Below are 21302 nucleotides of genomic sequence, written 5' to 3'. Positions count from 1 at the left end.
GTGGTGGCTACGCAACAGGGTCCCGATCGCCCCGGCATCGACGACCCTGGTCGCGGGCGGCGCATCGCCATCGACGTGGGCAGTGTTCGCATCGGCGTCGCGTCCAGCGACCCCGACGGCATCCTCGCGACACCGGTGGAAACGGTTCCACGCTCGAAGGAGCGTGGGCCCGACGCGCCGGATATCCGGCGCATTATCGCCATCGTGTCCGAATACGAGGCCGTTGAGGTTATCGTCGGACTGCCACAGACGCTGCGCGGTGAGCAAGGTAAAGCCGCCGGTATCGCGACTGCATTCGCCAAACGACTGCAGCGGGCCGTCGAACCGATCCCGGTGAGACTGTCCGACGAACGACTGACGACCGTCACGGCTGCGCGCAATCTCCGCGAAAGTGGAGTCAAGGCACGCGGCCAGCGACCGATGATCGATCAGGCTGCGGCGGTGGAAATCCTGCAAGGCTGGCTGGACGAGCGGAGTAGAGCTGTGAAACCAGGGGAGTCGTCGAAGGACGCTGCACTGGAGGGCGATCTGTGAACGCGCGGTGGGATGAGGGCGGCGGAAGCCGGCCCACCAGTTCGTTCGACTTCGACAACGACGAGACCATGGTCATGCGTGCACTGCCGCAGAACATCGATCCGCCGCACATGTCGCGAGCCGAGGCACGCAAGCAACGCGAAGCGCGCAACAAGCGCGCCAAGCGTGGCAAGAAGGTCGGCGTTCTCGCCCTGCTGGTGTTGGTGATCGCAGTCCTCGGTGTCGGTGCATACGGCGCTCTCTGGTACATGGATCGCAACAAGACCGCGGAGGATTTTGCCGGCCCCGGCGGCGCACCCGTGGTCATCCAGATCAACAGTGGAGAAACCGCATCGGAGATCGGTGCGACGCTCGAGGCGAAGAACGTCGTCGCGAGTTCCGCTGCTTTCTACAACGCGGCGATCGCCAATCCGTCTGAGATCCAGAAGGTGCAACCCGGCTTCTACCAGGTGCCGGTGCAGAGTAGCGCCGCGAGCGCACTCGACACCTTGGTTGCCCCGGACTCCCGAGTCGGCAGTGTTGTCATCGCCGAAGGGCGTCAGCTGCACGACAGTTCGGACGCGCAGACCGGCTCGCTCAAGAAGGGCATCTACAACCTCATTTCCGAGGCGAGTTGTGTCGGCCCGGTTTCCGCTCAGAAATGTGTCTCGACAGACGAATTGAACACTGCGGGAGCATCTTCCGATCTGGCTTCGCTCGGCGTGCCCGAATGGGCGATGTCGTCGGTCAAGAGCGTGCCGGACAAGGACCGTCAGCTCGAAGGCCTGATCGCCGCCAGCAGTTGGGATTTCGATCCCACTGCGACGCCGACCGAGATCCTGCGGTCGTTGGTCGAGGGTAGCGCCGCCAAGTACGAGGCCACGGGAATTCTGACAGCCGGCAGCGGGGTCGGAATGTCTCCGTACCAGTTGTTGGTGGCAGCGTCGCTGGTCGAGCGTGAGGCGTTGCCCGCTGACATGGCCAAGGTCGCGCGGGTGATCGTCAACCGACTCGCAGTCGATCAGCCTCTGCAGTTCGACTCCACGGTCAACTACTCACTCGACACCACCGAGGTCGCAACCACGGATGCCGACCGTGAGCGCGTCACGCCGTGGAACACGTACGCAATGCCGGGTCTGCCTGCAACGCCCATCGCTTCGCCGAGCATCGACGCGCTGAAGGCCGTGGAATCGCCGGCGGCCGGTGACTGGTTGTACTTCGTCACGATCAACAAGGAAGGCCAGACGCTCTTCACCAAGAGCTACGAGGAGCATTTGGCCAACATCGAACTGGCACAGCAAAGTGGGATTCTCGACAGTGGACGGTAGTACCGCGACTTCGCTCGCGACGCCCCGTAAGGCGGCAGTTCTCGGAAGCCCGATCGCTCACTCGAAGTCCCCGTTGCTGCATCTTGCGGCGTACGCGGCTTTGGGGCTGAGCGATTGGACCTACGAGCGGATCGAATGCACCGGCGATCAGTTGCCTGCCCTCGTCGACTCACTCGGCCCCGAATGGATCGGCCTCTCGGTGACGATGCCGGGCAAGATCGCAGCACTCGAATATGCCACCGAACGCACACCGCGAGCGGTGACCATCGGCTCGGCCAACACCCTGGTTCGCATCGACGGCGGTTGGCGTGCCGACTGCACGGACGTCGACGGAGTCAGCGGTGCGTTGATCGCCGGCGGTGTCGGCGATCTCAGCGGCACTTCGGCGGTAGTTGTCGGCGCGGGCGGCACCGCGCGGCCGGCATTGGTCGCGTTGGCCGACATGGGAGTTCGGACAGTCACCGTGGTCGCGCGTGATCCGGGGCGCGCATCCGGTGCCATCGAATGCGGTGGTGCGGTCGGGTTGGACATAGATCTGGTCGCCTTCGACGACGCACAGCTAGGCGGGATCTGTGCCGAATCCTCGGTCTTGGTCAGTACCGTTCCCGCGGAAGCGGCAGCGCCCTTTGCCCAGCAATTGGGGAAGGCGCGATTTGTCCTCGACGCGATCTACAACCCCTGGCCGACGCCACTTGCTTCGGTTGTCGAGGCGGCCGGTGGCACGGTGATCGGTGGCCTCGAGATGTTGCTCAATCAGGCCTTCGGGCAGGTAGAGCAGTTCACGGGCAAGCCCGCTCCGCGAGAGGCGATGGCAGCCGCTATCGCTTAGGTCTGTTCACAGTGTCGAGGTAGTCCACAAGACGATTCGTAGTCTGCCGCTGGCGAACGGCAGACGCCAAGCTCGAAACCATGTGGACGTTGATGGTCTTGGCAGGCTCGGGGGTAGTCGCTGGTTTCGGAGCTCGGGCGATCGTCGACAATTGGTTGCGGCGACACGGTTATCGACCAGTCGTGACTTTCTGTTGTGTGCCGCAGTGCGCCGTCGCAACAGGCTGGGTTGTCGTCGGTGCGCTGAATACCTCGGTGGTGCAGTTATTTTCCGGTCTCGCCGTGGTGTGGTGGTGCGTCGCGATCTCGACTGTCGACCTGGCTGTGCGTCGGCTGCCCAACAGTTTCACGCTGCCGGGCTACGCCGTCGTGATGGTCTACGCGACGGTGTCGGGAACGGTGTGGGTGGCGGTGGTGGGGTCGGCACTGCTCGCCGGAATCCACCTCCTGGCGCACGTGATGTCGCCTGGTTCCATGGGCGTCGGCGATGTGAAGCTCTCGCTTCCTCTGGGCGCCGTGACCGGATTGGTGGGAGCGGACGCCTGGCTGTGGTCGTTGGTGTCTGCCTCGGTGCTCACCGCAACGCTGGGCACCGCGCTGGAACTGCGAAGACGAGGGCTGGTAGCCCACAATTCGCCCATTGCGCACGGACCCTCGATGTGCCTGGCAGCCTGCGGTTCGATTGCGTTTGCCTGGCTGACGTGACGAGTGCAACATCCGCGAGAAGTCTGGCGTTATTGACCGTTCAACGACGGACGGTGAACTGCAGGAAAGACGTAACCGTCGGTTTCATAAATGCGGGTATTGCCAGCGCGCGGTCCCAATATGCGGCGAGTCGGACTTGCCGAATGTCCACATCCTGACGTTCACTGAGGTTTCGGAAATGGGACAAAACGAATCTCGTTTCGCACTCGATTATCGGGGGAACCTATGCGCACAAGGCTTTTCGTCGCTGCGGCAGCCTGTTTGGCGGCTGTGGCTGCAGGAGCGGGCGTCGCCGGCGCCGCGCCTGCACCTTCATCGGTGGCACTGGGCGGGGGCTCAGGAATCCTGCTGCCGGACGTGGATCACTCCGATCCTGACCGAGTTGCAGCATGCACGTTGACCGCGGTCGGCTACGACAACGCCGGTTCTCTCGTGGCACTCACCGCCGGACACTGCGGAGTTGTCGGGGACCGGGTGTTCGCCGAGTACCTGCCCGAGGCCGGACCCATCGGTCGGTTCTCTTACTCGAGTCCGGTCTCGGACATCGCCGTGATCGATCTCGACGACGCCAAGGTAGCTCCGCTGCGTACCGTAGGCGGCACGACGATCAACGGAATCGGCGCCCCGCCGGCCCCGGGCACGATCGTGTGCAAGGAAGGCCGTTCGACCGGCAACACGTGCGGTATCACCTGGGGTTACGACTCCGTCTACGGTGAGATCGTCGAGCACACGTGCTCGATTCCCGGTGATTCCGGTGGACCGCTCGTCGTCGGTGACCGCCTGGTGGGCTTGATCAGCAACGGCTACCCGCCGTACTGCTTCGAGCCGCTTCCGCCGCCGTTCCACGCTCCCGACAACTCGGCGGACATCAACATCGGTTTGGCTGACATCAACGCAAACGGTGGAGGATTCCGCCTGTTCTAGACCCACAGGTACCTCTGAGATGGCCCACACGCTCGTGCGTGTGGGCCATCTGTGTTCACCGGGAGGACCACTGTGACAACTGAGGTCTGCGACGTGGAAAGATGGTCGGCGTGCTGCGTTGGATAACTGCCGGAGAATCCCATGGTCCCGCCCTCGTCGCGATGCTCGAGGGCATGGTCGCGGGGGTCGAAGTGACCTCTGAGGCCATCTCGTCCGAACTTGCCCGTCGTCGACTCGGTTACGGCCGTGGCGCACGGATGAAGTTCGAGGCCGACAAGGTCACCATCATCGGCGGTGTCCGCCACGGATTTACGCTCGGTGGCCCCGTGGCCATCGAGATCGGCAACACCGAGTGGCCCAAGTGGGAAACCATCATGTCCGCCGACCCGGTCGACCCGGACCTGCTCGCCGATCAGGCTCGCAATGCCCCGTTGACGCGCCCGCGTCCCGGACACGCCGATTACAGCGGCATGCTCAAGTACGGCTTCAACGACGCGCGTCCCGTCCTCGAGCGCGCCAGCGCTCGCGAGACCGCAGCCCGCGTGGCCGCTGGAACCGTCGCACGGTCCTTCCTGCGTCAGGTATTCGGTGCCGAGGTCGTTTCACACGTTATTTCCATCGGTGCTTCCGAGCCGTACGTCGGACCCGTGCCGGCGGGCAAGGATCTCGACGCGATCGACGCGAGCCCGGTCCGCGCATTCGACAAGGCTGCAGAAGAGTCGATGATCGCCGAAATCGAATCGGCGAAGAAGGACGGCGACACCCTCGGTGGCGTCGTGGAGGTCGTCATCCACGGCCTGCCGGTCGGACTCGGCACTTTCGTCAGCGGCGCCGAGCGTCTCGATTCACGACTTGCTGCTGCTCTCATGGGAATTCAGGCCATCAAGGGTGTCGAGGTCGGCGACGGCTTCGAGACCGCGCGCCGTCGTGGCAGCGAAGCTCACGACGAAATCCGCCCGGGCCCGGACGGCATCGTGCGCTCCACGAACCGCGCAGGCGGAATCGAAGGTGGCATGACCAATGGTGAGGCTCTTCGAGTTCGCGCCGCGATGAAGCCGATCTCGACGGTTCCGCGCGCTCTGGCGACGGTCGACATGGAGAGCGGCGAGGAAGCGGTTGCCATCCACCAGCGCAGCGACGTGTGCGCGGTTCCGGCCGCCGGCGTCGTCGCCGAGTCGATGGTCGCGCTCGTCGTGGCTCAGGCCGCACTCGAAAAGTTCGGTGGTGATTCCATTGCTGAAACCACTGCCAACTACCGTCGTTACGCCGAGGGCATCGCAGCCCGACCGCCTCGATAGGACTCACGTATCGATGAAGCCGAAGGCTGTACTCATCGGTCCGCCCGGTGCCGGCAAATCGACCATCGGTCGACGTCTCGCGCAGGCACTCGAACTCGAATTGGTCGATACCGACGCCGAGATCGAACGGACCACGGGTAGGACGATCCCGGAGATCTTCACCCATGACGGAGAGCCTCGGTTTCGTGAGATCGAGGAATCGGTGGTTCGCGAAGCGTTGCAGGCCACCGACGGAATCGTCTCGCTCGGCGGTGGTGCGATCCTCTCCGATCGCACGCGCGAACTGCTCCAGGGGCACACGGTCATCTACCTCGAGATCAGTGTCGCCGAAGGGCTTCGCCGCACGGGGGCGAACAATCATCGCCCGCTGCTGGCCGGCGGAGATCCCAAGGTCAAGTACCAGGAGTTGATGAGGCGTCGTCGTCCGCTGTACCGGCGTTCGGCCACGATTCGGATTCGGACCGACGGCCGAAGTCCGGCGCGTGTCGTCGGGCAACTGGTGTCGAAACTTCAAGACAAATGAACAACCGGAGCGGAGTAGTGGAGCAGTGACCGAACCCGTACGTGTAGAGGTGAAGACCGCAAGTCCTTACCCGGTCGTGATCGGCCGCGGCCTGCTCGGTGATCTCGTTGCCGAGTTCGACGGCGCGCGCACTGTCGCGATCTTCCATCAGCCGCCGCTGGCAGAGACCGCGGAGGCCGTACGGGCTGCGTTGGCGGAGAAGGGAATCGACGCCCACCGTATCGAGATCCCCGATGCCGAGGACGGCAAGGATCTTGCTGTCGCGGGCTTCTGCTGGGACGTGCTAGGCCGGATCGGCCTGACTCGCAGCGACGCGATCATGAGCTTGGGCGGGGGAGCGGCGACCGACCTCACCGGCTTCGTCGCGGCTACGTGGATGCGCGGTGTCAAGGTAGTTCACGTCCCCACCACCTTGCTCGCGATGGTCGACGCAGCAGTGGGCGGCAAGACCGGTATCAACACCGAAGCGGGCAAGAACCTCGTCGGTTCGTTCCACGAACCGGGAGCGGTGTTCATCGATCTCGCGACGCTCGAGACTGTGCCGCACAACGAGATCGTTGCAGGCATGGCCGAGGTCATCAAGACCGGATTCATCGCCGACCCGGTGATCCTGGATCTCATCGAAGCCGATCCCAAGGCAGCTCTCGATCCGTCGGGAACTGTTCTGCCCGAGTTGATTCGGCGCTCCGTAGAGGTCAAGGCCAAGGTCGTGGCCGCGGATCTGCGCGAGTCGGATCTGCGCGAAATCCTCAACTACGGCCACACCCTCGGCCACGCGATCGAACGTCGTGAGCGCTACAAGTGGCGCCACGGTGCCGCTGTCTCCGTCGGCCTGGTCTTCGCTGCCGAACTCGGACGGCTCGCGGGCCGACTCGACGACGCCACCGCGGATCGTCACAAGTCGATCCTCGATCTCGTCGGGCTGCCGACGTCGTACGACGGTGATGCGTTCGGCGATCTGATGAAGGGAATGCAGACCGACAAGAAGAACCGTGCCGGGCTGCTGCGTTTCGTGGTCCTCGACGGACTGGCCAAGCCGGGTCGCCTCGAGGGGCCGGATCCGAGTCTGCTGGTTGCGGCGTACTCCGCGATTGCCCGCGATGCGCGGCCGGCCGGCGGAACGGTCCTGTTGTGAGGATCAACGTCGTCAACGGACCCAATCTGGGGCGTCTGGGTAAGCGTCAGCCCGAGGTCTACGGCGCGACCACACACGACGATCTGATCGAATTGTGTGTCGCGGCAGGCAAGGAGCTCGGCGTCGAGGTGATCGTCCGTCAGAGCGATCACGAAGGCGATCTGCTCGGTTGGATCCACGACGCGGCGGACGCGGGGGAACCGGTGATCCTCAATGCCGGTGGCTTGACGCACACGTCGGTGGTCCTGCGAGATGCATGCGCCGAACTGACCGCAGGTCTCGTCGAGGTGCACATCTCGAACGTTCATGCGCGAGAAGAGTTTCGGCACCACTCCTACCTGAGTCCGATTGCGATCGGAGTGATCGTCGGACTCGGCGTCGCCGCGTATCCGCTGGCGATCAGGTTCCTCGCCGAGCGAGGCTGAACGAGGGAAGTCGAAAAAACAGCCACACGAATGCGGCCCCGAGGAAAATATCCTCGGGGCCGCATTCGGTTGTGTGGACGGTGGGCGTTACTGCTCGCGCTTGCCCAGATCGATCGCCGGGAAGACCGCGGTATCGGCGTCGGATTCCTCGACGGACATCGCGGCTCCGCTGTATGCGTGCTGCTCGGTGGGGGAGTCGTAGCCCTCGCTGACGGGCACCGGTTCGTGGTGACGCTCGTGGGACGGGGTCTGCGGAGCTGTTCCGTTCTTGCGCTGTTCACGGCTGACGAAGAAGCGTCCGACGGTGATGGCGATCATGGCGGGGACGAAGATGAGAAGGATCGTGAACGCCGCACCGGAGGTCACCTCGAAGAACAAGCCCTGCTGGGTGAGTTCGAGGGAGGGGACCAGGCTGAGTGCCCAGCTGGCAGCGCCGGCGACGAACCCGCCGACCAATGCGGCCTTGAGCCACAGCATGGTCAGATCGGCGCCGTCCTCGGGTTCGGGGAAATTCCGGCGGTCACGAATGCCGTCGATACCACCCCAGATCGCGGCGAAGACGATGACGATCAACAGGGACAGCCAGCGCAGGGTGGACCCCTGAAGTGGCCACTGTGCGATCGCTGCACCGAGCAACGCACGAAACACAACATGTATCAGGGCCATGCCGAGGCCACGTACCAACCACGCATTCATGGGTACAGCCTAACTAGAACCCATTACACCTTGTGGCCTAACCCACACTTATTGCTGTAACCGCGAGTTTCGAGTTGATCGGCAGGTCTGCGCGGGCGGTAGGTTCGAGGGATGCCGGTCGACTTCAGAACACGCCGTGAATCCCTCAGACGCCTCCTCTCGGAGCGCGAACTCGACGCGATTCTCGTCACAGATCTCCTCAACATCAGATACCTCACCGGTTTCACCGGTTCCAATGCGGCGCTCGTCGTCAGTGCATCCGATTCAGCGTCCGACGAGCGTGAGACGGTGATCTGCACCGACGGCCGCTACGTGACGCAGGTGTCAGAGCAGGTGCCGGACCTTCGGGCCGAAATCGCCCGTTCGAGTGCTGCGCACTTGATCGAGAAGTCCACGGCGCCCGTTCTCGCGTTCGAGTCACATGTGGCGACGTTCGCCGAACATCGGGCTTGGACCGAAGCAGCGCCGAAGATCCGGTTCGAACCGGTGAGTGGACTCGTCGAACAATTGCGCATGGTCAAGGACGAGTACGAGGTGGAGTTGTTGCGAGCCGCGTGCACCGCAGCCGATGTCGCGTTGGCGCAGTTGATCGCTCGCGGCGGTCTGCGACCTGGCCGAACGGAACGAGAGGTCGGCCGCGAGCTGGAAAATCTGATGCTCGACAACGGGGCGGACGGTATTTCCTTCGAGACGATCGTGGCGGCCGGCGCCAACTCGGCGATTCCGCATCACCGACCGACCGACGCGATCCTGGCGTCGGGTGACTTCGTGAAACTCGACTTCGGCGCCCAGGTCGGTGGGTACCACTCGGACATGACACGGACCTACGTGCTCGAGTCCGTTTCCGATTGGCAACGGGAGATTTACGAGCTCGTCGCGCGTTCGCAAGCTGCCGGTTGCGACGCGCTCGCGCCGGGTGTCGAATGTGCGGCAGTCGACGCCGTCGCCCGTGCGGTGATCGACGATGCAGGCTACGGCGAGTTGTTCCTGCACGGCCTCGGCCACGGTGTGGGGCTCGAAATCCACGAAGCACCGGGGATCGGCAAGCTCGGCACCGGTACACTTCTTTCCGGCGCGGCGGTGACCGTCGAGCCGGGCGTGTACTTCTCCGGGCGCGGAGGTGTACGGATCGAGGACACGCTCGTTGTTCGTGAGCAGGGGCCAGAGCTGCTCACACTGACCGCAAAAGACCTTACCGTCGTCTGAGACGGTTTCCCGACCCCTAGGAGACGCGAAGCAAGTGGCTTCCACCAGTGATTTCAAGAATGGTCTGGTTCTGCAGATCGAAGGCCAGCTGTGGACGATCATCGAGTTCCAGCACGTCAAGCCCGGCAAGGGCCCTGCCTTCGTGCGCACCAAGCTCAAGAACGTGCTCTCGGGCAAGGTAGTGGACAAGACGTTCAACGCCGGTGTGAAGGTCGAGACCGCCACGGTCGACCGTCGTGACATGACGTACCTGTACCACGACGGCAGCGACTACATCTTCATGGACGGCGACACCTACGACCAGGTGTCGATCAGCGAATCCACCGTCGGCGACCAGTCGCGTTTCCTGCTCGAGAACATGGCAGTCCAGGTCGCGACCCACGAAGACGTTCCCCTCTTCGTCGAGCTTCCGGTCACCGTCGAGCTCGTCGTCAAGCACACCGATCCGGGCCTGCAGGGCGACCGCTCCACCGGCGGCACCAAGCCTGCGACCCTCGAGACCGGTGCCGAGATCAACGTCCCGCTCTTCATCAACACCGGTGACAAGCTCAAGGTCGATTCTCGTGACGGCAACTACCTCGGGCGTGTGAATTCCTGAGTGTCCGGCACACATAAGAAACTCGGTGCACGCCACAAGGCGCGCAAGCGTGCCGTCGACTTCCTCTTCGAAGCCGAGGCACGTGACCTCGATCCGGTCGCACTGGCGTCGGAGCGTTCCGATCTGTCCGTCAAGGACGACGCGGTAGCACCCGTCGCGGCCTACACCGTCACGTTGGTGTCCGGCGTTGCGGAGAATCTGGACCGGATCGATCAGGTCATCTCCTCGCATCTGCAGGACTGGACGCTCGAGCGTCTGCCCGCCGTCGACCGTGCGATTCTGCGTATCGCCGTGTGGGAGCTCTTCCACGCGACGGACGTTCCGCCGGTTGTCGCCGTGGACGAGGCCGTCGAACTCGCGAAGCAGCTCTCGACGGACGACTCTCCGGGATTCGTCAACGGAATCCTCGGCCAGGTCGTTCTCGTTGCGCCGCAGGTTCGATCGGCTGCGGCCGCGACCTCCCAGCGCGCGCAGGAATCGGATTCGGGTACCGAGTAGCAAGTTTTGTTCCACCACCGCCGTGCGAGTGTCACCGAGCGCGTTGTGTGTCTGCACACAACCGGTCGGAGTCGCTGCTCGCACGGCGGGATCAGGTCTGTCGGCTGATAGGGTGGGGACCGTCAGACATCCTTTAACGATCCGTCCAGTGAGGCGGAGAAGGAGGTCGCTGCATGAGCGTGCCCGAAGGGTCTCGCCCATCCGATCTTGCAGGTCCAGGTAACTCGAAGGCGCCGGTCGGTGCCGAGGCAGGTAGCGAAACCCGCGAATTGTTGTCCGCCCAGGATGTGGGCCGGACCATCGCGCGGATCGCTCACGAGATCATCGAGAAGACCGCACTCGACGGACCCGAGGGAACTGCCCCTCGTGTGGTCCTGATCGGTATCCCGACGCGTGGAACCACCCTCGCCACGCGACTGCGCGCCAAGATCGAAGAATTCTCCGGTGTGCGTCTTCCCATCGGATCTCTCGACATCACCCTCTACCGCGACGATCTCCGGAACAAGCCGCACCGCCCGCTCGAGCGCACGTCCGTCCCCGAGGGTGGCGTCGACAATGCGCTGGTCGTTCTCGTGGACGACGTCCTCTTCTCCGGTCGCACCGTGCGCTCGGCACTCGACGCGTTGCGCGATCTGGGCCGCCCCCGCGCGGTCCAACTCGCAGTGCTCGTGGATCGTGGTCACCGCGAACTCCCGCTGCGCGCCGACTACGTCGGCAAGAACGTCCCGACCGCGAGGTCCGAGGACGTCAAGGTTCTCCTCCAGGAGCACGACGGCAGGGAAGCGGTAGTCATCTCCGGGGGTAAGAGCGCGTGAAGCACCTACTTTCCATCGCGGACCTCGATCGTGAGTCCGCGGTAGAACTTCTCGACGAGGCAGAACGGTTCGAGCAGGCACTTCTGGGACGAGAGGTACGCAAGCTCCCGACGCTGCGCGGACGCACGGTCATGACGGTGTTCTTCGAGAACTCGACGCGCACCCGGGTGTCTTTCGAGGTGGCAGGCAAATGGATGAGTGCCGACGTCATCAATGTCAGCGCATCCAGTTCCTCGGTGTCCAAAGGTGAATCCCTGCGCGATACCGCGATGACCCTGCGCGCGGCCGGTGCCGACGCACTCATCGTGCGCCACCCGGCTTCGGGCGCCGCCCACCAGATCGCAAAGTGGACCGGAGCGGCCGACGACGGTGGCCCGGCAGTCATCAACGCAGGTGACGGCACGCACGAGCACCCCACTCAGGCGCTTCTCGACGCTTTGACCCTTCGCCAGCGTCTCGGCGACATCGAGGGCAAGCGGATCGCCATCGTCGGCGACATCCTGCACAGCCGTGTCGCCCGCTCCAACGCACTGCTGCTCTCGATGCTCGGTGCCGAGGTTGTTCTTGTTGCGCCGCCGACACTGCTGCCGGTCGGTGCGCACACGTGGCCGGTCACGGTTTCGCATTCGCTCGACGCGGAACTGCCCGGACTCGACGCGGTGCTGATGCTGCGGGTTCAGGCCGAACGCATGAACGGTGGCTTCTTCCCGTCGCAGCGCGAGTACTCGATCAACTACGGCCTGTCCGAGAAGCGGCTGGCGATGCTGGCCGATCACGCGGTGGTCCTGCACCCCGGCCCGATGCTGCGCGGCATGGAGATTGCATCCGCCGTTGCCGATTCCTCCAAAACTGCTGTACTGCAACAGGTTACCAACGGCGTACACATGCGCATGGCTGTCTTGTTCCGACTGCTGGTCGGGTCGGAGGACGGTGCGCTGTGACCAGAAACGAGAACGGAGAATCACCCGTGAGTGTCCTGCTCCGCGGAGTCCTGATCTACGGAGAAGGTGAGCCCACCGACGTACTCGTCGGCGACGGCACGATCCTCGAGATCGGCGTGGACCTCGATCCGGCCACGGCATCCGAGGTGATCGATGCCGGCGGGCAGATCCTGCTTCCCGGCTTCGTGGACCTGCACACACATCTGCGTGAGCCCGGCCGCGAAGACACCGAGACCATCGAAACCGGAAGCTCGGCAGCGGCTCTGGGTGGATACACCGCGGTCTTCGCGATGGCCAACACGAGACCCGTCGCCGATTCGGTGGTCATCACCGATCACGTCTGGCGACGCGGGCAGGAAGTCGGCCTCGTCGACGTCCACCCCGTCGGCGCAGTCACAGCGGGCCTGGAAGGCAAGCAACTCGCCGAGATGGCGACCATGGCCGCAGGCGTCGGCAAGGTCAAGATGTTCTCCGACGACGGCCACTGCGTCTACGACCCACTGATCATGCGTCGCGCGCTCGAATACTCCAGCTCACTGGGCGTCCTGATCGCCCAGCACGCGGAAGAGCCGCGTTTGACCGTCGGTGCGGTCGCCCACGAGGGCCCCACGGCCGCGCGTCTCGGCCTGGCCGGGTGGCCGCGAGCAGCCGAAGAATCGATCGTGGCCCGCGACGCACTGCTCGCGCGTGACGCCGGCGCCCGCGTTCACATCTGCCACGCCTCCACCGCCGGAACCGTCGAACTCGTGAAGTGGGCTCGCAGCCAAGGGATTTCGATCACCGCCGAGGTCACCCCGCATCACCTGCTCCTCGACGATTCACGGCTCGAGACGTACGACGCGATCAACAAGGTCAACCCGCCCTTGCGTGAGGCCAGTGACGTTGCCGCGCTGCGCAAGGGTCTGGCCGAGGGAATCATCGACTGCGTCGCGACCGACCATGCTCCGCACGCCGAGCAGGACAAGTGCTGCGAGTTCGCAGCCGCTCGCCCTGGAATGCTCGGCCTCGAGACCGCACTCTCGATCATCGTGCAGACGATGGTCCAGCCCGGCCTGTTGGACTGGCGCGGTGTTGCCCGGGTCATGAGCGAGCGCCCCGCGGCAATCGTCGGCCTCGACGATCAGGGCCGTCCCATCGAGGTGGGGGAGCCCGCGAACCTGACATTGGTCGATCCGTCGGCCGAGTGGACGGTCCACGGTCCCGACCTGGCGAGTGTCGCGCATAACACTCCGTACGAGTCGATGACATTGCCCGCTCGGGTCACGACCACACTGTTACGTGGCCGCATCACCGCACACGACGGGAATGTGCGGCTGCGGAGTAGCGAGGAGTAGCGCGTCATGGACAGAGCACTGTGGATCATCGGTCTGGCGATCTTCTGGGTCGCGATGATCGGCCTGATGTACGTCGGCTGGCGTGGACGCGCTCGACGCCAGAAAGACAAGATCGGCGAACTGCCGACGGTACCGGCAACCCTGGGTGAACTGCTCGTCCTGCCGACCACCGGCCTGTACGTCGGCAGCACCATCGCACCCAGTTGGCAGGACCGTATCGCCGTCGGCGACCTCGGTTTCCGCGCCACCTGCGAGATCAGCCGCTACAGCGGCGGAATTCTGGTCGAGCGTGACGGCGCGTCGGCGATCTGGATTCCGGAGAAGTCGATCCGCGCGATCCGCACGGAGAACGGTCTTGCCGGCAAGGTCATGAGCAAGGACGGCGTCCTGGTGATTCGCTGGGAATTGCCGAGCGGAACCGAGATCGACACGGGCGTGCGCGGTGACGACAAGACGGTTTATCCGGACTGGGTCAAGCCGGTGACTGCTTCGAACAAGACCGCTTCGAACAAGACGAATGACAACGAAGACGCAAGCTCTGGCGACATCGAGCAGAACGGAAAGAACGCATGAGCGGCTTTGACAACAGCCCCGCAGTACTGGTCCTCGAAGACGGACGGGTGTTCCGCGGAACCACCTTCGGTGCGGTTGGACAGACCCTGGGCGAAGCGGTGTTCAGCACCGGAATGACCGGCTACCAGGAAACGCTCACCGATCCCAGCTACCACCGCCAGATCGTCGTCTCCACCGCACCGCAGATCGGCAACACCGGCTGGAACGACGAAGACGACGAGTCGGTCGGACCGACCGGCGAGCGTGCCGGCGCCAAGATCTGGGTTGCCGGGTACGTCGTTCGTGACCCCTCGCGCGTCACCTCGAGCTGGCGTGCAACTGGTTCGCTGCAGGCCAAGCTCGAAGAACAGGGCATCGTCGGAATCGCCGGGATCGACACCCGCGCCCTGGTTCGCCACCTGCGTACTCGCGGTTCGATGAAGGCCGGAATTTTTTCCGGTGAAGCCATCGCCGCCGATGACGAACTGGTCCGACGGGTTCAGGATCAGCCGACCATGCTCGGCGCCGATCTTGCCGGTGAGGTCAGCACCACCAGCGGCTACGTCGTCGAGCCGAAGGGCGGGGAGGCGCTGTACACGGTTGCCGCCATCGACCTCGGTATCAAGACCAACACCCCGCGCATGTTCGCCGAGCGCGGTATTCGCGTCCACGTGTTGCCGTCCAACGCGAGTCTCGAACAGATCCTCGACCTGAAGGCCGACGGAGTGTTCCTCTCCAACGGTCCCGGTGACCCAGCCACCGCCGACGGCGCAGTCCACCTCACGAAAGAGGTCATCGGACAGGGCTTGCCGCTGTTCGGTATCTGCTTCGGCAACCAGATCCTGGGCCGCGCCCTGGGCCTGAGCACCTACAAGATGAAGTTCGGCCACCGCGGAATCAACATCCCGGTGATCGAGCATCAGACCGGTCGCATCGCGATCACCGCTCAGAACCACGGCTTCGCGCTCGAAGGCGAAGCCGGTCAGGAATTCGACACCCCGTTCGGCCGCGCGGTGGTCAGCCACACCTGCGCCAACGACGGAGCCGTCGAAGGTGTTCGCCTGCTGGACGATTCGGCCTTCTCGGTGCAGTACCACCCCGAGGCGGCAGCCGGCCCGCACGACGCCGCGTACCTCTTCGACCGCTTCACCAGCCTGCTCTCCGCACGGAAAGAAACCGGAGTCAAGAACTAATGCCACGCCGTACAGATCTCAAGCACATCCTGGTAATCGGCTCCGGTCCGATTGTCATCGGTCAGGCCTGCGAGTTCGACTACTCGGGCACCCAGGCCTGCCGCGTCCTCCAGGAGGAGGGCCTGCGCGTCAGCCTGGTCAACTCCAACCCGGCCACCATCATGACGGACCCCGAGTTCGCCGACGCCACGTACGTCGAGCCGATCACGGCCGAGTTCCTCGAGAAGGTCATCGCCAAGGAAGCCTTGCAGGGCAACAAGATCGACGCCGTCCTCGCGACGCTCGGCGGTCAGACTGCGCTCAACGCCGCAGTGGCGCTGCACGAGCAGGGCATCCTCGAGAAGTACGACGTCGAACTGATCGGCGCCGACTTCGACGCCATCCAGCGCGGCGAGGATCGCCAGAAGTTCAAGGACATCGTCGCCAAGGTCGGTGGCGAATCCGCGAAGTCCGCAGTTTGCTACACGATGGACGAAGTACACGCCACGGTCGCCGAACTCGGCTACCCGGTTGTCGTGCGTCCGTCCTTCACCATGGGCGGCCTCGGTTCCGGCATGGCGTACGACGCCGACGATCTCAACCGCATCGCCGGTGGCGGTCTGGCCGCGTCGCCGACGGCGAACGTCCTGATCGAGGAATCCATCCTCGGCTGGAAGGAATACGAACTCGAGCTCATGCGCGACAGTCGCGACAACGTCGTGATCGTCTGCTCCATCGAGAACGTCGACCCGGTCGGTGTCCACACCGGAGACTCGGTCACCGTCGCCCCGGCGATGACGCTGACCGACCGCGAGTACCAGGCGATGCGCGACCTTTCCATCGACATTCTGCGTGAGGTGGGCGTCGACACCGGCGGCTGCAACATCCAGTTCGCGATGGACCCGAAGGACGGCCGCCTGGTCGTCATCGAGATGAACCCGCGTGTCTCCCGCTCGTCGGCTCTGGCGTCGAAGGCGACCGGTTACCCGATCGCGAAGATGGCGGCCAAGCTTGCCATCGGCTACACGCTCGACGAGATCGTCAACGACATCACCAAGGAAACCCCGGCTTGCTTCGAGCCGACGCTCGACTACGTCGTCGTCAAGGCTCCGCGGTTCGCTTTCGAGAAGTTCCCCGGTGCCGACGGAACTCTGACCACCACGATGAAGTCGGTGGGCGAGGCCATGAGCATCGGCCGCAACTTCACCGAGGCTTTCGGCAAGGTCATGCGTTCGCTCGAGACCAAGCGTGCGGGTTACTGGACCGGCGCCGACATCGAGACGGAGAGCCTGGATGCACTGCTCGCCGATCTGAGCGTTCCGCAGGACGGCCGCATGTACGGCATCGAGAAGGCATTCGCGCTCGGCGCAACTGTCGAGCAGCTCTTCGACGCCACCAAGATCGATCCGTGGTTCCTCGACCAGTTCCAGCAGATTCACGAGCTCGGTGAAAAGTTGCGCGCTGCAGAGTCTTTCGACGAGGCTTCCCTGCGTCAGGCCAAGTACCACGGCATCTCGGACCGCCAGATCGCGGCTCTGCGCCCCGAACTCGGTGGTGACACGCACGCAGGTGAGGACGCCGTTCGCGCTCTGCGTGATCAGCTGGGCGTGCGCCCTGTCTACAAGACCGTCGACACCTGCGCCGCAGAGTTCGAGGCCAAGACGCCGTACCACTACTCGACCTACGAGCTCGATCCCGAGGCCGAGTCCGAAGTTGCTCCGCAGACCGAGCGACCCAAGGTTCTGATCCTCGGATCCGGCCCCAACCGCATCGGTCAGGGCATCGAGTTCGACTACTCGTGTGTCCACGCGGCGCAGACGCTGTCCGAGGCCGGGTACGAGACCGTCATGGTCAACTGCAACCCCGAGACCGTCTCCACGGACTACGACACCGCTGATCGCCTGTACTTCGAGCCGCTGACGTTCGAGGACGTCTTCGAGGTCTACCGCGCGGAGGCGCAGTCGGGCACCGTTGCCGGCGTCATCGTCCAGCTCGGCGGCCAGACCCCGCTCGGACTGGCGAAGCGTCTCGAAGCTGCCGGCGTCCCCATCGTGGGAACCAGCCCCGCAGCCATCGACCTGGCGGAGGACCGCGGCGAATTCGGTCGCGTGCTCACCGAAGCCGGTCTGCCTGCACCGAAGTTCGGTACCGCCACCACGTTCGACGGCGCCCGCGAGATCGCAGCAGGCATCGGCTACCCGGTGCTGGTGCGTCCGTCGTACGTGCTCGGTGGTCGCGGCATGGAGATCGTCTACGACGAGGCTTCCCTCGCCGACTACATCTCGCGCGCCACGGAGATCTCCGACGATCGTCCGGTCCTGGTCGACCGCTTCCTCGAAGACGCGGTCGAGATCGACGTCGACGCTCTGTGTGACGGCACCGAGGTGTACCTCGGCGGCGTCATGGAGCACATCGAGGAAGCCGGCATTCACTCCGGTGACTCGGCGTGTGCGCTCCCGCCCATCACTCTGGGCCGGGCGGATCTCGAGAACGTCCGCCGCTCCACCGAGGCTCTCGCGAAGGGCATCGGAGTCAAGGGCCTGCTCAACGTCCAGTACGCCCTCAAGGACGACATCCTTTACGTGCTGGAAGCAAATCCCCGCGCCAGCCGCACGGTTCCGTTCGTGTCCAAGGCGACAGCCGTCCAGCTGGCCAAGGCATGCGCCCGCGTCATGCTCGGCGAATCCATCGCGGAACTGCGTGCGAGCGGCATTCTGCCGGCGAAGGGCGACGGCGGAAACACCCCGGCCGGTGCACCGATCGCGGTCAAGGAAGCTGTGTTGCCGTTCAACCGCTTCCGCCGCGCCGACGGTACCGGCGTGGATACCTTGCTCAGCCCGGAAATGAAGTCCACCGGTGAAGTCATGGGAATCGACTTCGACTTCGGTACGGCTTTTGCCAAGTCGCAGACTGCCGCCTACGGTTCGTTGCCCACCACGGGCGCGGTGTTCGTCTCGGTCGCCAACAAGGACAAGCGTTCGCTGATCTTCCCGGTCAAGCGCCTGGCAGACCTCGGATTCACCATTCTTGCCACCGAAGGAACCGCAGATGTTTTGCGGCGCAACGGTATCGAGTGCAAGCAGGTGTACAAGCAGTCGGGTGAAGATGTTCCGGCCGGTGCCGAGACCATCGTCGACCAGATCCGCAGCGGCGAGGTCGCCATGGTCATCAACACGCCGTACGGCAACAACGGCCCGCGTGTCGACGGCTACGAGATCCGAAGCGCAGCGGTTGCGTCGAACATCCCGTGCATCACGACGGTGCAGGGCGCCTCGGCTGCCGTGCAGGGCATCGAAGCAGCCATTCGCGGCGACATCGGAGTTCACTCCCTGCAGGAATTGCACGCAGGTCTTCGTCAGCCGGCACAGCAGTCGTGAGTCACAGTTGGGGGCAGCGTCTCCGGTCCGCGATCGCGGACCGGGGGCGGCTGTGCGTCGGTATCGACCCGCATCCCGCGCTTCTCGACGCGTGGGGACTGCCGCGTACGGCCGAAGGTCTCGAGACTTTCGCCGAGATCTGCGTCGAGGCCTTCACCGGTGAGGTCGGACTGGTCAAACCTCAGGTCGCGTTCTTCGAGGCTTACGGCAGCGCCGGCTTCGCCGTGTTGGAGCGAACCATCTCGGTTCTTCGTGATGCGGGAACTCTGGTCGTCGCGGATGCCAAGCGCGGTGACATCGGTTCGACGATGGACGCGTACGCGCAAGCCTGGTTGGGTGATTCGCCGTTGGCCTCCGACTCGGTCACCGTTTCGCCGTACCTGGGATTCGGGGCGCTGACTCCGACACTCGAACTGGCACGGCAGAACGCCCGCGGGATCTTCGTCCTGGCACGAACCTCCAATCCGGAAGGCGGCGTACTTCAACAGTCGTCGACTGACGGTGTGAGCGTGGCTCAGTCGATCGTCGACGCTGCGGTCGATGCGAACGGCGACGGCCGTGACACCGTCGGACTGGTGGTCGGTGCAACTCGGGACCACGGTCTGGACCTGTCGCAGTTCAACGGCCCGATTCTCGCTCCGGGACTCGGCGCGCAGGGTGCGACGGCAGCGGATCTCGCAGACATCTTCGCGGGATCGACCGAGCTCCTGCTGCCGAACACTTCCCGTGGGGTGCTCAAGCATGGTCCTTCGGTATCGGCACTTCGGGAGGCAGCAATGCGTGACCGAGACGAGATCGAAGCCGCATTGGCGAACTGATCCGTGAGTGACCTCGAGGCTCGTTCGAGCGGTGGAACCCGGTGGTACCGTCCGTCGGTGAATCGTTGGTGGCAGATCGGACTTCTCGTCGCGGCGTGCGCGCTGCTGGCCACCGGGTTCCAATCCGTCACCGGCGTACACGGCGACGATCTCGCCGTGTACCGGACGGCGGGTCAGGCCGTCCTCGACGGCTCGAACCTGTACGACGAGTCGTTCAACGCGAGACTGCCGTTCACGTATCCGCCCTTCGCTGCGCTCGTCGCCGTTCCAGTCGCCCTGGGTTCCTGGGGTGCGGTCCAGTGGGGATGGAGTTTCGTCAGCCTCCTGATGCTGGCCGCGATCATCGTGCTCAGCTATCGCGAAGTCCCGTTCACACGTAAGCGGCCAGTCGTCGTCTACGTGGGTTTCCTGGTCCTGTGGACGGCGGCATCGCCGATCTCCGATCACCTCGGGTACGGCCAGGTCGGGTTGTTTCTGACTCTCCTGTGCTTGATCGACGTGCTGGCTCGACCACGGTGGATTCCCGAGGGTGTGCTGGTGGGGATCGCCGGCGCGGTCAAACTGGTGCCACTCGTCTACATCGGTTACTACGTGATCACCGGGCGCTGGAAAGCAGTTGCGGGCGGCCTCGCCGGCTTCCTCGGCGCCACGGCTCTGGGCTTTGCGGTTCTCCCGCGCCAGACGATCGACTACTTCGGCGACATCGCCTCACTCTCGGGGCGCGTCGCCGTCGGTGACCCGTCCGTGTTCGGTAACCAGTCCGTGCGTGGAATGGCCTTGCGGCTACTTCCCGAGGGCCTGGTGGGTCCGGCATGGCTCGTCGCCTGTGCGGTGTTGGGTGTCCTCGGAATTGTCGCGACGCGGCGCGCTCAGCGCCTGCGGGGCCATCTCGCCGGTTTCACGGTGGTGGCTCTGCTGGCGGCAATCGTGACTCCCATTGCCTGGACGCACCACTTCGTGTGGTTGGTGCCGGCGGTCGGTGTACTCCTCGTTCCGATCAAGTCTGGCGTGGGGGAGGGCACTCGATCGGTCCCTGTGTGGTCCTGGATCGCGATCGGTCTCACCGCTGTCGTAGTGCTGTTTCGGCTTCCTCGAGTCGGCGCGGACATGGATATCCCGGTAGTCGGCTTCGTGCTGGAGAATTCATTGCTCTGGGCGAGCCTCGCGGTAGTGCTCGCTCTGGCCGCCCCCGGCGTGAGTCGCATCGAACCCGAGACGGTCGACGCCGGCGATCCGAAATCGTCGCTGCAGACCTGAAAACGGGCCGCGACACGCGCATAGGCGTCGAAAATGCTCGAAAATTTTGGATGTGTCGGCGACCACGTTCATTCCCGCAGGTAACGATTTCGCACACTCGCACGGGGGTGTCGCACGCTATGGGTCGAAATACATTGTGTTACAGTCTATTTCGGTACTGTACGCACGTTCGTGTGGCGTCGAATTCGTCTCGATCCAGCCGAAAACGGTGACGATCCGTGACATCGATTCGACGCGCATAACCCACCGCGATCTGCATCGGACCGCGGGGGGTGGGTTAGCAATTCGCGCCAGGCGTGAGTACGGTCGCTATCGCTGCTGGTTATCAGCGGAATAGACAAAATTTGCACACGACGAGA

Annotated in this window: 21 protein-coding genes; 20 read left to right on the top strand and 1 reads right to left on the bottom strand. The window is 64.2% G+C overall.

Translation table 11 applies throughout. The features are described 5' to 3' along the window. The 9 genes from ruvX (at position 1) to aroQ (ending at position 7679) form a co-directional block, all read left to right on the top strand. Positions 1 to 534, top strand: a complete 534-nt coding sequence (gene ruvX / locus PCS43_RS01425; protein ID WP_003944838.1) for a Holliday junction resolvase RuvX — start codon at positions 1 to 3, stop codon at positions 532 to 534. Then, on the top strand, positions 531 to 1841 hold the full coding sequence (gene mltG, locus PCS43_RS01420) for an endolytic transglycosylase MltG (RefSeq protein WP_042445689.1): 1311 nt from the start codon (positions 531 to 533) through the stop codon (positions 1839 to 1841). The genes ruvX and mltG overlap by 4 nt, the downstream gene beginning before the upstream one ends. After that, positions 1831 to 2670 carry a shikimate dehydrogenase gene (locus tag PCS43_RS01415; RefSeq protein ID WP_209908574.1) on the top strand — a complete coding sequence of 280 codons (840 nt, stop codon included), beginning with the start codon at positions 1831 to 1833 and terminating at the stop codon, positions 2668 to 2670. Before mltG ends, PCS43_RS01415 begins: the two co-directional genes overlap by 11 nt. 80 nt (positions 2671 to 2750) lie before the next feature. Next, entirely contained in the window at positions 2751 to 3374 is a 624-nt protein-coding gene (locus PCS43_RS01410; RefSeq protein ID WP_081557840.1) for a prepilin peptidase, read from the top strand. A gap of 225 nt (positions 3375 to 3599) precedes the next feature. Beyond that, the gene (locus PCS43_RS01405; protein ID WP_007728030.1) at positions 3600 to 4298 is read left to right on the top strand and encodes a S1 family peptidase; all 699 of its coding nucleotides are present in this window, start codon (positions 3600 to 3602) and stop codon (positions 4296 to 4298) included. Between the two features lie 110 nt (positions 4299 to 4408). Then, positions 4409 to 5596, top strand: coding sequence for a chorismate synthase (gene aroC, locus PCS43_RS01400; RefSeq protein ID WP_063316721.1), 1188 nt, complete (start codon positions 4409 to 4411; stop codon positions 5594 to 5596). Between the two features lie 13 nt (positions 5597 to 5609). Next, complete coding sequence (locus PCS43_RS01395; RefSeq protein ID WP_030536425.1) at positions 5610 to 6119, top strand: shikimate kinase; 510 nt, start codon at positions 5610 to 5612, stop codon at positions 6117 to 6119. Between the two features lie 25 nt (positions 6120 to 6144). Next, positions 6145 to 7254, top strand: a complete 1110-nt coding sequence (gene aroB, locus PCS43_RS01390) for a 3-dehydroquinate synthase (protein WP_003944873.1) — start codon at positions 6145 to 6147, stop codon at positions 7252 to 7254. Beyond that, the gene (aroQ, locus tag PCS43_RS01385; protein ID WP_209908576.1) at positions 7251 to 7679 is read left to right on the top strand and encodes a type II 3-dehydroquinate dehydratase; all 429 of its coding nucleotides are present in this window, start codon (positions 7251 to 7253) and stop codon (positions 7677 to 7679) included. The genes aroB and aroQ overlap by 4 nt, the downstream gene beginning before the upstream one ends. A gap of 87 nt (positions 7680 to 7766) precedes the next feature. On the opposite strand, the gene PCS43_RS01380 is transcribed toward aroQ, so the two are convergent. Further along, a complete protein-coding gene (locus tag PCS43_RS01380; RefSeq protein WP_019748369.1) occupies positions 7767 to 8375 on the bottom strand; it encodes a B-4DMT family transporter in 609 nt (202 codons plus the stop codon). A 111-nt stretch (positions 8376 to 8486) separates the two neighbouring features. On the opposite strand from PCS43_RS01380, the gene PCS43_RS01375 reads away from it, so the two are divergent. The 11 genes from PCS43_RS01375 to PCS43_RS01325 all read left to right on the top strand — a co-directional run bounded on the left by PCS43_RS01375 (position 8487) and on the right by PCS43_RS01325 (position 20943). Then, the gene (locus tag PCS43_RS01375; protein ID WP_003944812.1) at positions 8487 to 9581 is read left to right on the top strand and encodes a M24 family metallopeptidase; all 1095 of its coding nucleotides are present in this window, start codon (positions 8487 to 8489) and stop codon (positions 9579 to 9581) included. A 34-nt stretch (positions 9582 to 9615) separates the two neighbouring features. Beyond that, positions 9616 to 10179, top strand: coding sequence for an elongation factor P (efp, locus tag PCS43_RS01370; protein WP_003944958.1), 564 nt, complete (start codon positions 9616 to 9618; stop codon positions 10177 to 10179). Beyond that, positions 10180 to 10677, top strand: coding sequence for a transcription antitermination factor NusB (gene nusB / locus PCS43_RS01365; protein WP_007728014.1), 498 nt, complete (start codon positions 10180 to 10182; stop codon positions 10675 to 10677). A 173-nt stretch (positions 10678 to 10850) separates the two neighbouring features. Continuing rightward, the gene (gene pyrR / locus PCS43_RS01360; protein ID WP_003944977.1) at positions 10851 to 11492 is read left to right on the top strand and encodes a bifunctional pyr operon transcriptional regulator/uracil phosphoribosyltransferase PyrR; all 642 of its coding nucleotides are present in this window, start codon (positions 10851 to 10853) and stop codon (positions 11490 to 11492) included. Continuing rightward, on the top strand, positions 11489 to 12433 hold the full coding sequence (locus tag PCS43_RS01355; RefSeq protein ID WP_003944883.1) for an aspartate carbamoyltransferase catalytic subunit: 945 nt from the start codon (positions 11489 to 11491) through the stop codon (positions 12431 to 12433). Before pyrR ends, PCS43_RS01355 begins: the two co-directional genes overlap by 4 nt. After that, positions 12430 to 13767 carry a dihydroorotase gene (locus tag PCS43_RS01350; protein WP_209908579.1) on the top strand — a complete coding sequence of 446 codons (1338 nt, stop codon included), beginning with the start codon at positions 12430 to 12432 and terminating at the stop codon, positions 13765 to 13767. Before PCS43_RS01355 ends, PCS43_RS01350 begins: the two co-directional genes overlap by 4 nt. Before the next feature lie 6 nt (positions 13768 to 13773). Further along, positions 13774 to 14340, top strand: coding sequence for a PH-like domain-containing protein (locus PCS43_RS01345; RefSeq protein WP_003944773.1), 567 nt, complete (start codon positions 13774 to 13776; stop codon positions 14338 to 14340). Further along, the gene (gene carA / locus PCS43_RS01340; RefSeq protein ID WP_007728009.1) at positions 14337 to 15512 is read left to right on the top strand and encodes a glutamine-hydrolyzing carbamoyl-phosphate synthase small subunit; all 1176 of its coding nucleotides are present in this window, start codon (positions 14337 to 14339) and stop codon (positions 15510 to 15512) included. The genes PCS43_RS01345 and carA overlap by 4 nt, the downstream gene beginning before the upstream one ends. Next, positions 15512 to 18868: a carbamoyl-phosphate synthase large subunit gene (gene carB, locus PCS43_RS01335; RefSeq protein ID WP_209908593.1), complete on the top strand. Its 3357-nt coding sequence runs from the start codon at positions 15512 to 15514 to the stop codon at positions 18866 to 18868. Before carA ends, carB begins: the two co-directional genes overlap by 1 nt. After that, positions 18865 to 19686: an orotidine-5'-phosphate decarboxylase gene (gene pyrF / locus PCS43_RS01330; protein WP_007728008.1), complete on the top strand. Its 822-nt coding sequence runs from the start codon at positions 18865 to 18867 to the stop codon at positions 19684 to 19686. Before carB ends, pyrF begins: the two co-directional genes overlap by 4 nt. A gap of 57 nt (positions 19687 to 19743) precedes the next feature. Beyond that, positions 19744 to 20943, top strand: a complete 1200-nt coding sequence (locus tag PCS43_RS01325) for a glycosyltransferase 87 family protein (protein WP_230793238.1) — start codon at positions 19744 to 19746, stop codon at positions 20941 to 20943. The last annotated feature ends 359 nt before the right edge of the window (positions 20944 to 21302 follow it).

The sequence above is a fragment of the Rhodococcus sp. C-2 genome, assembly GCF_027854095.1.
Classification (GTDB): domain Bacteria; phylum Actinomycetota; class Actinomycetes; order Mycobacteriales; family Mycobacteriaceae; genus Rhodococcus_F; species Rhodococcus_F qingshengii.
This window is presented reverse-complemented; position numbering and strand designations above follow the sequence as displayed.

Excerpts from the sequence above, each read along its gene's own strand:
- PCS43_RS01345 (WP_003944773.1), top strand. The coding sequence starts at position 13,774 with ATGGACAGAGCACTGTGGATCATCGGTCTGGCGATCTTCTGGGTCGCG.
- pyrR (WP_003944977.1), top strand. The coding sequence starts at position 10,851 with ATGAGCGTGCCCGAAGGGTCTCGCCCATCCGATCTTGCAGGTCCAGGT.
- PCS43_RS01380 (WP_019748369.1), bottom strand. The coding sequence starts at position 8,375 with ATGAATGCGTGGTTGGTACGTGGCCTCGGCATGGCCCTGATACATGTT.
- PCS43_RS01410 (WP_081557840.1), top strand. The coding sequence starts at position 2,751 with ATGTGGACGTTGATGGTCTTGGCAGGCTCGGGGGTAGTCGCTGGTTTC.
- carB (WP_209908593.1), top strand. The coding sequence starts at position 15,512 with ATGCCACGCCGTACAGATCTCAAGCACATCCTGGTAATCGGCTCCGGT.
- carA (WP_007728009.1), top strand. The coding sequence starts at position 14,337 with ATGAGCGGCTTTGACAACAGCCCCGCAGTACTGGTCCTCGAAGACGGA.
- PCS43_RS01375 (WP_003944812.1), top strand. The coding sequence starts at position 8,487 with ATGCCGGTCGACTTCAGAACACGCCGTGAATCCCTCAGACGCCTCCTC.
- PCS43_RS01395 (WP_030536425.1), top strand. The coding sequence starts at position 5,610 with ATGAAGCCGAAGGCTGTACTCATCGGTCCGCCCGGTGCCGGCAAATCG.
- PCS43_RS01405 (WP_007728030.1), top strand. The coding sequence starts at position 3,600 with ATGCGCACAAGGCTTTTCGTCGCTGCGGCAGCCTGTTTGGCGGCTGTG.